20 protein-coding genes are annotated in these 13,203 nt (G+C 38.1%); all 20 read left to right on the forward strand.

The window, feature by feature from the left end; translation table 11 throughout:
* The first annotated feature begins 400 nt into the window (after positions 1-400).
* Positions 401-1,456 carry a hypothetical protein gene (locus tag G7Y57_RS17170; RefSeq protein WP_165027053.1) on the forward strand — a complete coding sequence of 352 codons (1,056 nt, stop codon included), beginning with the start codon at positions 401-403 and terminating at the stop codon, positions 1,454-1,456.
* Positions 1,457-1,539: 83 nt separating this feature from the next.
* On the forward strand, positions 1,540-2,595 hold the full coding sequence (locus G7Y57_RS17175; protein ID WP_165027056.1) for a hypothetical protein: 1,056 nt from the start codon (positions 1,540-1,542) through the stop codon (positions 2,593-2,595).
* 61 nt (positions 2,596-2,656) lie between these two features.
* The gene (locus G7Y57_RS17180) at positions 2,657-3,166 is read left to right on the forward strand and encodes a hypothetical protein (RefSeq protein WP_165027079.1); all 510 of its coding nucleotides are present in this window, start codon (positions 2,657-2,659) and stop codon (positions 3,164-3,166) included.
* Positions 3,167-3,610 (forward strand): N-acetylmuramoyl-L-alanine amidase, encoded by a 444-nt coding sequence (locus G7Y57_RS17185; RefSeq protein WP_165027082.1) that lies wholly within the window; start codon positions 3,167-3,169, stop codon positions 3,608-3,610.
* 9 nt (positions 3,611-3,619) lie between these two features.
* Positions 3,620-4,057 (forward strand): hypothetical protein, encoded by a 438-nt coding sequence (locus tag G7Y57_RS17190; protein WP_165027085.1) that lies wholly within the window; start codon positions 3,620-3,622, stop codon positions 4,055-4,057.
* Positions 4,029-4,394, forward strand: a complete 366-nt coding sequence (locus G7Y57_RS17195) for a hypothetical protein (protein WP_165027088.1) — start codon at positions 4,029-4,031, stop codon at positions 4,392-4,394. Before G7Y57_RS17190 ends, G7Y57_RS17195 begins: the two co-directional genes overlap by 29 nt.
* Entirely contained in the window at positions 4,352-4,729 is a 378-nt protein-coding gene (locus tag G7Y57_RS17200; RefSeq protein ID WP_165027090.1) for a hypothetical protein, read from the forward strand. The genes G7Y57_RS17195 and G7Y57_RS17200 overlap by 43 nt, the downstream gene beginning before the upstream one ends.
* 5 nt (positions 4,730-4,734) lie before the next feature.
* Complete coding sequence (locus G7Y57_RS17205; protein WP_165027092.1) at positions 4,735-5,892, forward strand: DUF2586 family protein; 1,158 nt, start codon at positions 4,735-4,737, stop codon at positions 5,890-5,892.
* A 28-nt stretch (positions 5,893-5,920) separates the two neighbouring features.
* The gene (locus G7Y57_RS17210) at positions 5,921-6,340 is read left to right on the forward strand and encodes a hypothetical protein (protein WP_165027094.1); all 420 of its coding nucleotides are present in this window, start codon (positions 5,921-5,923) and stop codon (positions 6,338-6,340) included.
* A gap of 12 nt (positions 6,341-6,352) precedes the next feature.
* Positions 6,353-6,721 carry a hypothetical protein gene (locus tag G7Y57_RS17215; RefSeq protein WP_165027096.1) on the forward strand — a complete coding sequence of 123 codons (369 nt, stop codon included), beginning with the start codon at positions 6,353-6,355 and terminating at the stop codon, positions 6,719-6,721.
* Between the two features lie 53 nt (positions 6,722-6,774).
* Positions 6,775-6,897, forward strand: a complete 123-nt coding sequence (locus G7Y57_RS18100) for a hypothetical protein (RefSeq protein ID WP_255491502.1) — start codon at positions 6,775-6,777, stop codon at positions 6,895-6,897.
* Positions 6,894-8,714, forward strand: coding sequence for a tape measure protein (locus G7Y57_RS17220; protein ID WP_165027098.1), 1,821 nt, complete (start codon positions 6,894-6,896; stop codon positions 8,712-8,714). The genes G7Y57_RS18100 and G7Y57_RS17220 overlap by 4 nt, the downstream gene beginning before the upstream one ends.
* The gene (locus tag G7Y57_RS17225) at positions 8,714-9,352 is read left to right on the forward strand and encodes a DUF6046 domain-containing protein (protein WP_165027100.1); all 639 of its coding nucleotides are present in this window, start codon (positions 8,714-8,716) and stop codon (positions 9,350-9,352) included. The genes G7Y57_RS17220 and G7Y57_RS17225 overlap by 1 nt, the downstream gene beginning before the upstream one ends.
* A gap of 3 nt (positions 9,353-9,355) precedes the next feature.
* Positions 9,356-10,348, forward strand: coding sequence for a hypothetical protein (locus tag G7Y57_RS17230; RefSeq protein ID WP_165027102.1), 993 nt, complete (start codon positions 9,356-9,358; stop codon positions 10,346-10,348).
* A complete protein-coding gene (locus tag G7Y57_RS17235; RefSeq protein ID WP_165027104.1) occupies positions 10,345-10,854 on the forward strand; it encodes a hypothetical protein in 510 nt (169 codons plus the stop codon). Before G7Y57_RS17230 ends, G7Y57_RS17235 begins: the two co-directional genes overlap by 4 nt.
* Positions 10,854-11,180, forward strand: coding sequence for a hypothetical protein (locus G7Y57_RS17240; protein ID WP_165027105.1), 327 nt, complete (start codon positions 10,854-10,856; stop codon positions 11,178-11,180). Before G7Y57_RS17235 ends, G7Y57_RS17240 begins: the two co-directional genes overlap by 1 nt.
* Positions 11,173-11,445, forward strand: a complete 273-nt coding sequence (locus G7Y57_RS17245; protein ID WP_165027107.1) for a hypothetical protein — start codon at positions 11,173-11,175, stop codon at positions 11,443-11,445. Before G7Y57_RS17240 ends, G7Y57_RS17245 begins: the two co-directional genes overlap by 8 nt.
* Position 11,446: 1 nt before the next feature.
* Positions 11,447-12,316 (forward strand): nucleotidyltransferase, encoded by an 870-nt coding sequence (locus G7Y57_RS17250; protein WP_165027110.1) that lies wholly within the window; start codon positions 11,447-11,449, stop codon positions 12,314-12,316.
* A 125-nt stretch (positions 12,317-12,441) separates the two neighbouring features.
* Positions 12,442-12,792, forward strand: coding sequence for a hypothetical protein (locus tag G7Y57_RS17255; protein WP_165027113.1), 351 nt, complete (start codon positions 12,442-12,444; stop codon positions 12,790-12,792).
* Positions 12,789-13,203 (forward strand): hypothetical protein (locus G7Y57_RS17260; RefSeq protein WP_221412150.1); only part of this gene is annotated, 415 nt, incomplete at its 3' end. The genes G7Y57_RS17255 and G7Y57_RS17260, both read left to right, overlap by 4 nt.

Below are 13,203 nucleotides of genomic sequence, written 5' to 3' on the forward strand. Positions count from 1 at the left end.
ATTTTACCCTCTGTGTTAGTGTTTCATACACAAAGGAATTTATAATGTTAATATTTGTTAGTAAAATGCAGGGCTTTATTAGAAGCTCTAGCGGATTTTACTTAACCGGTGGTATACTTTTCAATTATTTTAGTGGACTACTTTTCAATTATATTATACACTTTACAAAACAGTTGTTTCGCATATTGAATCCGTTGTTCCCTTTCTGCTTTAGTCCATTGTGCCATACTTTCTATAATTAATTATATATGCAAAGGTTTGAAATGTAGCAGCCAGTTGCAAATTGGCTTTTAAATAAAAGTCCATATAACTGATTAGTTAGTAGTATTTTACTAATGATTAAAACCCAATTTGACAGGCTGACTTAGTCTCTTTTACTTTGTCAAAAAATAAGTGCGTAATGGCTAAGAAAGAAAGAGAATTACCAGAAGTCCTGGAGTATGATTTTATTATTACAGATGAGTCTGTAAACCGCTACAAATGGCGTTTATTGGTCGCGGGTATTGATTTATCCGGTTTTATTAAAAACCCGGTTTGTTGTGTACAGCACGCAATGGATATGATTCCTGTAGGTAAATGGAAGAATATACGTGTAGAAGGTCAGGAATTGAAAGGTACAGTTGAGTTTGATCCGAATGATCCGGATGCTGTGAAATTGTTTTGGAAGTATAAAGACGGCTTTATGAATGCAGTTAGTCTCCATGTCCTTCCTATTGAAGTTAGCAGTAATACCAAATTATTGTTACCTGATCAAAAGTACCCTACTCTTATTAAAAGTGAATTGCTGGAGATCAGCATTGTTACAGTACCAGGACAAAAAAACGCCGTTAAACTTTCTACACCTGAAGGCACTGAATATAAATTGAATTTATTAACTCAAAACAAAGAGATGGCACAAGAAAAAACAGTTGAAGAAATTCAAAAAGAATTGGATGATCAACGAAAATTAACTGCTGAAAATTTGGTCGATCGCCATGTGGATCGTGGTGTAGTAGAAGATGGTGAAGTAGCATCATTGAAAAAATTGGCTTTTGTAGATTATACTGAAGTTAAAACGATGCTAGAGGCTCGTAAAACACCTTCACCATCAAGCGAAACAAACTCAGCAGAAGTAAATGCAGATGCATTGATTAAACTTCATTTTGACAGAGCTGCAATTACTGAAGCTGAAAAGTCGATCTATCGTCCAGCAGCTATATTGGATTACGATGGTACAAAAAAGGTTCTTGAAATGAAAACCGGTAAAGATGGTGTACAATCTTTTGTAGTCGGCTTATCAAATGGCAATAACAATAGTGGTGGTAATGCCGATGAACGTGCCAACTGGACTTATTACGATTATTTCAGAAAGGATCAACACGCTTTGTCAATGATGGAGAAGAATGAACCGGATAAGTTTAAAAAGCTTGAAGCCGATTTTCAAGCATCCAGCGCACCCAATGGTGTATTTGTATAACGAGTAGATAAAAAACGCGTGCGAAGCGTGCGAAGTGCTTCACGAAGCCATTTAAAAGTATAATTAATTAAAGAAAATTCAATATGAAACGATTTTTAAAAGTAATGACATGTCTTTTGTTCCTGATGGGATGTGTTTTCATGGTATTGGGACAACCTATTTCAGCAGCCGGATTGCTTATTGCTGCACCACCGGTGGTGCTGGATACACAAACAATCGTATTCCTTACTTCATTGAAAGAGGAGTACCAGGCTATCGATACCTGGTTAAAAGAAGCTGAAGACTTAAGTTCTTTTGTAGAGGACGGTCAAACATTAGTGTTTCCTGAAGGTGGAGAAGATCCTCTTGTGTATAAAAATAGGGTAACAGATATCGATAGCGTTGAGCCTGAAGAAACCGTACATAAAGTTGCATTGGATGTATATGACAGCCAAAACTATAAACTACGTAATATCTTCTTACATGCACTACCATTCGAAAAGGTTCAATTTTATACAAGAAAGTCTGCTAATGCAATTGTAAGACAAGAAATTGAAGACTCCGCGCATAATTTGACGCCCGAATCAGTCGGTAACAAACGTATCGTGATAGGTTCTACAGGGATATCCCGTAATACAGACGGTACCACCACCATAATTACTCGTGAGGGACTAAAAGTGCTGTGTTTAGATGACATTGTAACATTGGCTCGTGCCTGTGATAATCAGGAGTTCCCGGACGAAGGGCGTAACCTGGTGTTACCTTCGGATATGTGGTGGGATCTGGTCAACAATAATAGCATTCTAAAAGGGCAAATGGAACGATTGGGACATGACGGTACAATAAAACCTCTTATTGTTGAATACTATGGTTTTAAAATTCATAAATCAACCCAAAAACTCAAAATCGGTTATGATATAGTTAATAGGATAAAAGCTCCGCAAGGAACTATTATAACCAATGATATCGTGCCAGCTGGATTTGTATTTATCAGAGCCTCCGTGTTCAGAGCCAGTGGTATGTTTGAATTGTTTCGTAAGGTAAAATCTCAAAATACATCAGGTCGTGCTGAAGAATTTGGTTTCCAACATCGGTTTAAATCCGACTTCCAAATGAGCGCTCAACGCTATTCGGCAATGATCTATATGGATAAAGCATAAGTTTAGTTTTTTATTTTGTTTCCGGAACGTGCCATAGCGTTCCGGTTATTTCAAAGAGATTATGAAACGAAGCCAGATATATAAGCCGTTACGTGATCAGGCAATAAAAGGAATGCCTTATCTCAAGTTCCGAGATTTGCAAAAGAATCAAATGCACGCGCCTGTACAGAATTATCCTATACCATTGCCGGCAATTTTTATAGAGATAGGTGATATCCGTTTCAGCAATTTACTTGAACATGACCAAAAAGGAGATAGCGTAATCAGCATATATCTATATCTCGATCTGGTGACAGATAGCTTTGATGGCGCTGAAGGTGAAAACGAAACGATTAATCTTTTGGATCGGATGGATGATGTATTTCAAACCTTTGAAGGTTTTGCAGTACCGGGAATGACTCCACTTGTAAGATTGACAGAATTTAAGCCACAATACGGTACCCGGTTTATACTGTACAGGGTTGATTTCACAACAACAGTCGATAGCCACAAAGAACAGGGAGGTATGTTTATACCAACACCGGATCCGGATATAAGGAGTAAAGTAGTAAACGATTTTAAATTTTCATAAATGAGCAAATTAGAATATTTAGTCATCCATTGTACAGACACACCAGCTGGTCGCGAAGTGTCTGCGAATGATATCAGGCAATGGCACACATCGCCGGTATCTAAAGGTGGTAATGGGTGGAAACAAGTAGGATATACTGACTTGATACATTTAGATGGTCGGGTAGAAAGGCTAGTAAATAACAATGAGGATGCAAATGTAGATCCTTGGGAAATAACCAACGGTGCTGTAGGCTATAACTCAAAAGCAAGGCACATTGTATATGCCGGTGGTAAAGGTGGTGACACTAGAACACCATCACAAAAGAAGGCTCTTGAAGTTTATGTTAAGGATTTTCATTCTCGGTTCCCTGATGTGAAAATAATAGGACATAATGAAGTGTCGAACAAAGCTTGTCCTTCTTTCAATGTTCAGCTTTGGAAAAAAGAAATAGGACTTAAATAACCTGGTAGTATGGATCAATATGTAGGCGAATTGTTTTCAGCAGTTGTAGCTGCTTTAATAACGTACTTTTCAACCCGAAAAAGACAGAAGGTAGATACTAAGCAAATTGAGGTTGATGTATTGGAAAAAGCGTTACAAGTCATTCAAAAGGATGTCGTTGAGCCATTAACAAAACGCCTGGCATTGCTCCAAAAAGAGAATGAGACTACTAACAAATACTTAAATAAGCTTCAAAATGCAATTAACAAAATGTATAACTGTCGTAGCCTTTCTAATTGCCCTATCCGCATTGAGTTGCAGAAGCCAGAAGGAAACAACAGAAAAGGAAACGTTATTAAGTCACGAGCTAACCGACCGCGAGATTCAACGCATAGAGAAGACAACGAAGGTGTTGACAACTCCAAAGACAACGGCGACAATGACACTGAGTCAGGAGCAGATAGATAACCTTCCTGTAGGGGCTTCATATCAAGCACAAGATGGAAATGCTACAGGAACGGTCAAAAAAACAGATAAAGGAATAGAATTTACTGCCAACTGTGATAGCCTCAATATTCTGATAAAGCAATTAACAAAAGAGGTGTATCGTTTTCAGTCTGAAAACACGGCACTTGTAACCAAATCGAAAGAGCAGAAAACAGTAGGTCTTACAGTTTGGCAGTCTATTCAAATCAAAGGATTCAGAATCCTTGTTCCTATAACAATCGTATTATTAATAGTAATTTTTTACAAATTCAATATATGGCAAAACTTAAGAAAGTTGCTGAAAATGTTACTCAAGTAGAACAATCAGTACCGGGTGATCAGGAAAAAGAAAACTTTATCCCGGATCCAGCAGAAACCGGAACCGAACCTGAAGAGGTTGTAGCTGAAAAGTTACCATCTATACTTGATCAGTTACTCGATAATCAGGAAGAAACAGCTAGCAAAAAGGTCACAAATGATGAATCGTTATCTAAAGAAATTGATCTTAAGGCTCAAGCTAAAGAACACATGGAGGCTCAAAGTCTAAAAGAAATCTGGCGTTGTCCTAATACTGGCTATTGGTTTAGCCGTAAAGATTATGCTGAAGATTACGAACGCAAAAATAAGTGTTCACTGGAACATTATAAAAAATAATTACAATGGGACTACCTAATGTAGAAATAGAATTAGTACGTAATGGTTTAGGGCTGGTAGCTGAAACAAACGACAATACTTGTGGAATTATTCTACCAGGAATTGCCATTGCGGGTAAGCTTGAATTAAACAAAGCCTATTCAATCTTCAGTACGAATGGTGCCAATGCACTTGGAATAGATTCCACCGGCGTAAATAAAGATGCCTTCAGGCACATATCAGAATTTTACGCTGGAGCTGGTACCGGTGCAAAGTTATGGATACTAGTAACAGCAACAACAGCAAAGCTTTCTGACCTTGTTGATACTGATCTTCCTTTATGCCCGGCTAGAGTTATTTTAAATACCGCCGGTGGTGAAATTGTTGCTCTAGGGCTAACCAGTGTCACCGATGGTGAAACTACTCTCGATGGGTTAGATAGTGAAGTTTATTCAGCAATGATTAAAGCTCAAGTATTAGCTACAGAGTATCAGAAGCGAATAATGCCATTTGTCTCTGTTATTGAAGGTCGCAAATTTACCGGTGATGCTGATTCATTGCGAGACTTAAGTACAGAAAGTAATTACAGAGCAGCTATTACACTGGCTTCAACCAAATCCGATGGTTCTGCTTCTGTAGGTTTGGTACTAGGAAGTATCGCAAATCAACCGGTTCAAAGAAAGATATCACGAGTTAAAAATGGTGCATTGCCTATTGAATCGGGTTATCTGAGTGATGGTGTTGAAGTTGGTATGCGTGAAGATCTTGAGACAATACATGGTAAAAAGTTTATCATTTTACGTAAGTTTCCAACTAAATCAGGATACTTCTTTAACGGTGATTTTACTGCTACTGCTCCTGAAGATGACTTAAATATCATAGCTCGGATAAGAGTGATTGACAAGGCTACAAAAATAGCCTACAACACTTATATTGAAGAGTTGGATGATGATGTAGAGGTTAATGATGACGGTACCCTCAACCACTCTGTAGCTGCATACCTGAAAGATAGAATAGAGAATCAGGTTAACTCTTCTATGGCTGGCGAAATATCGCGTTTTACTGCAACTGTAGACACTACAGTAGATATTTTAGCCGGTAATCCTCAAAAGATATATTTGGATATAGTACCTAAAGGCTATCTAAGTACTATTCGTGTCGTTCTTGGATTTAAGAACGAATAATTATAAACGAAACTAAAAGTAAAAGAATATGGCATTTAGTTGGTCAGAATATAGATTGTTTATGGGTGGTCGTTTCGTCACCGGTGTTCGTGGATTCAAATATAAGAAGTCACGAGAAATAGAAGCTATTTATGCTGAAGGTGATGAGCCGGCTGATGAAGGCTTTGGTAATAAAGCATACGAAGGTGAAATAACAATTCTCCAGAATGAACTGGAAGCTATTATAGCCTCCTCGCCGGGTAATGATCCTTTCAGTTTACCGGCAATAACTATTGTGCATTCCTATACCCCTAAAAATAAACCTGGTGGAAAGATTGTAGTAGATGTATGTCAAAGGGTCTATTTCAAGGAGATTGAAAAAGCAATGGAACAGGGTAAAACCTTTATGGAAATAACTACACCTATGTATGTAGGAAGTATAAGATACAATACAGTAAGTCCTTTTTAAAAATTAAAGAATATGGCTAAAGAAAAATTAATCGGAGAAGTAGATCAGGCACAAATTGATAAATGGAAAGCCGATCCAAAAAATAAAGGTGTTCATGGTATTGTAGTTGGTGGACATATAGGGTATGTGAGAACACCTGATCTTAATGTTATCAGTTATGCCTTGCGACACACATCATTTAAAATGTCGATGGATGGCGGGTCAACAGATGGTGTTGAGATGAATATGGGTGATATGTATAAAAAAGGTGAAGCTGTGTTAGTTAATTGTTGGATTGGTGGATCAGAAGATATCCGTTCAAATAATAAACTATATGTGGGTGCCTGTATGTCAGCCGGGAACTTGATCGAGTACGAAACTGCTGAACTAAAAAACTTCTAAGCGAGGCATTTGAGAATGTAGGTAATGACTGGGTTGGCTTGCATACAACCCAGATGGAATATTACTTAGGTATTGATACCTCGCTATTGACAAATGAACAATGGGCTGCAAAGTACGCTCAATTACATTATATCCGGGAAAAAGAGAAGGAGCAAAACAATAAAGCTAACAGATGAATGATGTTGAATATATATTAAGAGCCAGGGACATGTTGTCTCCTGTGTTTGCTCAGGCAAGCCGGGCTGCTCATAGTATGCAACAAACTGTATCTCAAGTTAGCAATTCTACTGCCAAAGGGATGAATAAGGTGGGTATGCAAGCTCACCAAACCCTTAACAGGGTGAAGCCTGTAACTTCTGATCTGGCAAAGCATAATAAAGTATTAGGGCAAAGTTATGATCAGTTACAAAATCGTATAAGAGAGGTTGAGAATACGATTAGAACCAGCCGGATCCCAGGTGAAATAAGAAAGGCGCGTCGGGAACTTGAAGCACTGCAACGCCAATCTAATAGCCACATGGGGCGCATGGGTGGCGGTGGTATGTTGAGCAAAGGCAAAAGTGACAGCGGTGGTGGCATGATGGGTATGCTGGGTGGTAGCATGAAGGGTATGATCGGTATTGCCGGTGTAACAGCCCTACTATCTGCTGCTACAGCTTTCGCTTCTGATTCGATCAGTAAGGGGCTTGAGCGTCAACAAATACAAACATCATTCAACGTATTAGCCGGCAATGAAGAGGCTGGAGGAGCATTAACCAAGCAACTTGTATCACTACAAAAAGATACAATACTAGGTAGCGAGGTTTTTAAGAATGCTCAAACAATGATGGGATTCGGATTTCAAAGTACAGAGGTACTTGATAATCTTAAAATGCTCGGTGATGTATCTATGGGTGATACCGATAAGTTACAAAGCCTTACACTGGCATTCTCACAAATTAAAGCAGCCGGGAAATTAACCGGTCAGGATTTACTCCAGTTAGTTAATGCCGGCTTTAATCCACTTGAACAAATATCCAAGACAACCGGTAAAAGCATCGGTCAGCTGAAGGAACAAATGGAAAAAGGTTTAATACCTTTTGCAGCCGTACAACAGGCATTTAAACAAGCAACTTCTGAAGGTGGTCGATTTGATAATATGCTGGGTAAAATAGCTGAAACACCAGCCGGCAAAGTTCAGCAATTATCTGGTGCATGGGATGAATTTAAGATAAGTGCCGGGGCTGCATTAATGCCTTTGGTATCGATGGCTCTGGATTTTGCATCCAGTATCTTACCTATTATTGAAGGTGTAATACCACCACTGACAACAGGCGTACAAAATATTGTCGGTTGGATACACCAGGCATCAGGTAGTACAGGAGTCTGGATGTCTTATCTAACACCCATAGTGGATTTGTTTAGAAACCACTATTTACCCTTACTAACAACAACCTGGAATGTAATAAAAAACATAGGCATGAAACTCGGTGAATTTGTGTCCAGGTCAGAACTATTAAAAGATATATTTAGTGCTGTAGCTACTTTTGCCGGTATGCTCTATGATGTAGTTAGTTTCTTAGTGGAAAGCTTGGGTTGGTTATTTGACAATGTTGTAATGCCTATTCTTAATGGCATTGAAAGTGCTTACCGGTTTCTGAAAGGTAGTGACAATAAGGGTAAAGCATTAACCCCGGACAAACCAGATAAACCACTCCCAACTAGACCGGACAAACCGGATAAACCTTCAGGCATTACACCGACAACAGTTTTGCAACAGCCGGTTACACCTGTAGTACCAACGTCTACTTATGATCCAAGCGATAAAATTAAAGGTGTTGCCGGGGGTGGATCTAGACCTACTAACATAACGGTGATCTTAAATAAAGAAATGGTAGGGCAAATAACGATCAATCCGGTTACAATGTCTCAAGGTGCCGATGAAGTAAAGACTTTGATGATGCAAGCATTAGCTCAAGTATTAAATAGTGCCAATAGATTAGCTTTTGAATAATGGAAAACGGATATCGATTTAATGAACATGATTTAGCAGATATATTTAGACGTGTCTGGGGATATACGGCACCTCCGTTCTTATTCTCTTTACAGTCGATGATCGAGAATGCCATATTCAAGAAGCATACTTCATCTGATGAATATAGTTTTGATCCGGTACCTGAAAGACGTGAGTACAGTCGATTATCAGTTCCATATTATGCCAATAATAACAATGGTAATGAAATGTTTCTACCTATCTGGCTGATCCGACCAGATCGTAGCCAAATGCTACTTCAAAATACAGTTTCATCATTTACTAATAAAAAAACAATTGTAGAAACACCATTGGTAAACAGACAGGGAACTGTAAAAGAGGAAATATCGGTTAATGATTGGGATATAAATATAAAAGGGCTGATAGTATCTATTGATATGGATTATCCTGAAGACGATGTAACAGCACTAAAAGAGTTATATGATTTAGGCGTTGTTCTAGGTATTCAGAATGTACGATCAGCCATAGTGTTGAAAGATACTTCTGAACAAGTAGTTATTCGTTCTTTAAGATTTCCTGAAATAAAAGGCATGCGAAACGTACAAGCGTTTGAAATGGATTTATCGAGCGACATACCATTTGCACTGAAAATCGAATAGGCAATGTATTTGAAATTAGAAGGACATATAGAGATAGTAAGGGCTGATGGAAAGAAACTGACATTCGGGGCTTTTAACTCAGTGGAGATCGAGATTGATATGTTTAAGATCAATTCTTCCTGTAAAATAAAGTTACCTACATCATCCCGGTTGCAGTTCAACAACGGCAAATATGGTCAGATAGTCCAAACGGCAAAGCATTTTGCTAGAGGAGACAAGATTGTAGTTAAGCTTGGTTACAATGGTGAGCTTGAAAAAGAATTTACCGGATTTATTTCCAGGTTAAACTATACTACTCCTTTAGAAGTAGAGTGCGAAGGGTACGAATTTTTATTGCGAAGTCCATGTGAAACTAAAACATGGACTAAAACGACAATGAAAGAAGTTGTCCAGTATATTATCAAAGATACCGGTATTGTGCTGAATGATAAGATTCCTGAAGTGAATTTTACAAGATATATTATCCCGGCTAATATGACACGGCTCGAAGCATTGCAGATGGTCAAAGAAAAGTATGGTATGACTATTTTCTTTACTGATAATACCTTGTATGCCGGATTAGCATATACCATCGATCACGGTGTTGTAAAGTACCGGCTAGGATGGAATACAATAAAGGATGATGATCTCAAATACAGAAACGCTGATGATGTAAGGCTTCGTATTAAAGCGGTTTGGATTAAACCGGATAATACAAAAATTGAAGCTGAAGTGGGTGATCCTAAAGGAAGTTTGAGAACCTTGTTTTTCTATAATGTATCCAGTAAAAGCGAACTGGAGAAGCTGGCAAAAGAAGAAATAAAGAAATACCGGTATTCAGGATATGAAGGTAAGATAACGACTTTTTTACAGCCATTTGCTAAACCAGGTATGAAAGGTGAGTTGAGTGACCCTAAATATGCTGAACGTGATGGTACGTATTATATAACCTCGACAAAAGTAAAAGCCGACAAGAGTGGTGGACGTCGAACCGTTGAATTTACTATAAAGATATGACAATCGAACAACAAGTATTAAGAGGTTTAAAGAACCTTAGTGATAAAGGTGAAAGTACATTCATCGCTAACGTTGTAAACAACTATCCTGATAAGGATTTTGTAGATGTCAAAGATTTGAACGGTACGCTTTATCCCGGTGTTCGTAAACGCGCTTCACTCTCTGAAGCTAAAGCCGGGATAATTATTACACCAGCGTCCGGATCATCGGTTATTGTAAGTCGAATTGGTAACTCTGATGAGTTATTTATTGAGATGTGGTCAGATCTGGAAAGTGTTATTATCGATGGTGGTAAAAATGGTGGTCTATCGATCACACCGGAACTTGTTACCCAGTTGGCAAAACTAACAGCGCGTGTTGATGGGATAATAACAGCTATTAAGAGTGGTGTGCCAGGTGCGAGCGATGGAGGTGCTGCACTGCAAACAACAATAGTAGCAAACCTGGAGAAGTTGACTGATAAAGAAAATTTTTCCGGCATTGAAAATAAAAAGATTAAACACTGATGGCAAACAGGAGTACAGGCATATTATTAAATGATACCGGCGACATTGCAATCGATGTCAGACGTGATTCAAATGGATTGATAACAGGTGGTTTGGTAATAGGTGATGTGACAAATCAAAACCAACGTACTATTCTAACATCCGAAAAAGGAGAAATTAAACCCTCTCTTTTACTTGGTGTTGGTATTGCTTCATTCCTGGATGATGATGAGCCTTCTCTACTACTTCGCGAAGTTCGTGTAAATCTTCGCGATGATGGTCAAACAGTTAATTTATGTGGATTTAACCCTGAAGGTAAACTTGTAATAATTGGCGGGTATGATTAAAGTAAAGGATAATCAGACATTAATAGATGTCGCTATTCAGGCATCCGGATCCATAGAAGGGATTTTCGATCTGGCTGTAAAAAACGACTTGAGTATTACCGATTATTTGGAACCGGGACAGGAGCTTGTGGATCCGGACATAATAGAACGACAAATAACTGATTTCTTTTATGTAAAAGGTCTTATCCCAGCTACAGAAGATAAAGGATTACTCCAGGAAGGTATAGAGTATTGGTACATTGAATATGATTTTATAGTTAGTTAATATGGCTAGAACAATAAACGAAATATATAATGAGATTACAGATAGTTTTATTTCTATCAGTATAATTAAAGTGTTTTATGGACTTGAAGATAATAAAACCTTTAGCGATCAGTTCTCACCTTCATCACTTGAGGCTACTCTGTTTTATCATGTGGCATCTGCTATATGGACGCTTGAAAAGCTTTTTGACCTTCACCGGATAGAAGTAAATAATATAATTGGAAATCTTAAACCAGGTACAACCCGATGGTACGCTAATATGGTTAGGTCTTTTCAATTTGGATTTAATTTATTGCCCGATTCTGATCTGTTTGATAATACCGGGCGTACAGATCAAGAAATAACACAGAGTAAGATCGTGGCACATTCAGCGGTTGTAGAACGTGATAAAAAGCTGATTATTAAAACTGCTAAATCGAATGGTAACGACCTGGAGCCACTTAGCAAAGACGAGAAAACAGCACTGGACGAGTTTATAGAACGGTTTCGATATGCCGGTGTCGATGTAGAAAGCATAAGTGAAAAAGCCGATCAGCTAAAGCTGGCACTGGATATATATTACAACCCATTGGTTCTAAACTCACAAGGTCACCGCCTAGACGGTACTTCCATGACTCCTGTAGGAGATGCTGTTCGCGCCTATCTAAGAATTTTACCCTTTAATGGTGAGTTGGTTCTTGCTTTTTTAACTGACGCTTTACAGCAAGTAGATGGCGTGGTTATTCCTCATGTTGTATCAGCCTGGTATAAATATGGAGCGTTGGACTGGTTGAATATCAGTGTAAAATATCAACCTTATTCCGGTTATCTGCGTATAGATGATGCCAATCTAATAATAAATTATATACCTCAAAGTGAAATATTACAATGAAATACTTTAATATAAATTATATAAGGCTGATACAGCAGCTACTGCCTGTAGTTTTCCGAAAGGACTTGATAATGGCTTTTTTAAGGGTATTAACATCTCCAATAAGCCGGCTACATAATCTCTTTATGCAAAATAGGTCTGCTAATATTTATCACCTAGGTATAACAGGACAAATATGTTATCTGGAGAAAGTTCTGAATGATCGGTTTGATTCAAGTCAACGGCGTATATATATAAGTAATGGTAATTTTTTCGACCAGGTATATATATTCACTCAAGATGAAGAACTAGACCTTTTTATAGATGGTGAAGGTGGAGAAGACCTTTATCTTTTTACAGAACAGGAATCCGGATCCGAAAGTGTAGACTTTATTGTAAATGTACCTCTCGATCTACAATATAATGATGCTGAAATGAAAGCAATAATAGACATGTACAAGTTAGCTAGTAAAACATATAAAATAGATAAAAAATGATACATAAAGGTTTTGATTTTAGTCAACTGGCTGGATTTCCTTTTAATCAAGCCAGACTCCAGTATATGCAAGAAGCATATACCGATATTGTTAAAGGTTTAGTCTCCCATGCCGGTGGTAATGTTATCTTATCTGGATGTGTTGTTTCCGGCACGAATGTTACTGATGGGTGGGTCATTGTTAATGGTGAATTATTACCATTCTTATCATCATCGACCGGAACACAGACTACTTTTATGATTCGTCAAACGACAACACCTCTAAAATTCAAAGATGGTGAAAACAGAAATGTACAGTTTAGCCGTTTTTGTCAATTCGGGTCGGGAACTGGCGCGATTGCATGGTCGAGCCTTACGCGCTTAAATTCGTTGCTGGCAATCTCTAATCACGTTAATAGGGTTGATAATCCGC

Origin of the sequence: Dysgonomonas sp. ZJ279, assembly GCF_011039205.1 — a bacterium.
GTDB lineage: Bacteria > Bacteroidota > Bacteroidia > Bacteroidales > Dysgonomonadaceae > Dysgonomonas.

Coding starts and splice junctions, on each gene's coding strand:
- G7Y57_RS17170 (WP_165027053.1), top strand. CDS start 401: ATGGCTAAGAAAGAAAGAGAATTACCAGAAGTCCTGGAGTATGATTTT.
- G7Y57_RS17175 (WP_165027056.1), top strand. CDS start 1,540: ATGAAACGATTTTTAAAAGTAATGACATGTCTTTTGTTCCTGATGGGA.
- G7Y57_RS17180 (WP_165027079.1), top strand. CDS start 2,657: ATGAAACGAAGCCAGATATATAAGCCGTTACGTGATCAGGCAATAAAA.
- G7Y57_RS17185 (WP_165027082.1), top strand. CDS start 3,167: ATGAGCAAATTAGAATATTTAGTCATCCATTGTACAGACACACCAGCT.
- G7Y57_RS17190 (WP_165027085.1), top strand. CDS start 3,620: ATGGATCAATATGTAGGCGAATTGTTTTCAGCAGTTGTAGCTGCTTTA.
- G7Y57_RS17195 (WP_165027088.1), top strand. CDS start 4,029: ATGACACTGAGTCAGGAGCAGATAGATAACCTTCCTGTAGGGGCTTCA.
- G7Y57_RS17200 (WP_165027090.1), top strand. CDS start 4,352: ATGGCAAAACTTAAGAAAGTTGCTGAAAATGTTACTCAAGTAGAACAA.
- G7Y57_RS17205 (WP_165027092.1), top strand. CDS start 4,735: ATGGGACTACCTAATGTAGAAATAGAATTAGTACGTAATGGTTTAGGG.
- G7Y57_RS17210 (WP_165027094.1), top strand. CDS start 5,921: ATGGCATTTAGTTGGTCAGAATATAGATTGTTTATGGGTGGTCGTTTC.
- G7Y57_RS17215 (WP_165027096.1), top strand. CDS start 6,353: ATGGCTAAAGAAAAATTAATCGGAGAAGTAGATCAGGCACAAATTGAT.
- G7Y57_RS18100 (WP_255491502.1), top strand. CDS start 6,775: ATGGAATATTACTTAGGTATTGATACCTCGCTATTGACAAATGAACAA.
- G7Y57_RS17220 (WP_165027098.1), top strand. CDS start 6,894: ATGAATGATGTTGAATATATATTAAGAGCCAGGGACATGTTGTCTCCT.
- G7Y57_RS17225 (WP_165027100.1), top strand. CDS start 8,714: ATGGAAAACGGATATCGATTTAATGAACATGATTTAGCAGATATATTT.
- G7Y57_RS17230 (WP_165027102.1), top strand. CDS start 9,356: ATGTATTTGAAATTAGAAGGACATATAGAGATAGTAAGGGCTGATGGA.
- G7Y57_RS17235 (WP_165027104.1), top strand. CDS start 10,345: ATGACAATCGAACAACAAGTATTAAGAGGTTTAAAGAACCTTAGTGAT.
- G7Y57_RS17240 (WP_165027105.1), top strand. CDS start 10,854: ATGGCAAACAGGAGTACAGGCATATTATTAAATGATACCGGCGACATT.
- G7Y57_RS17245 (WP_165027107.1), top strand. CDS start 11,173: ATGATTAAAGTAAAGGATAATCAGACATTAATAGATGTCGCTATTCAG.
- G7Y57_RS17250 (WP_165027110.1), top strand. CDS start 11,447: ATGGCTAGAACAATAAACGAAATATATAATGAGATTACAGATAGTTTT.
- G7Y57_RS17255 (WP_165027113.1), top strand. CDS start 12,442: ATGCAAAATAGGTCTGCTAATATTTATCACCTAGGTATAACAGGACAA.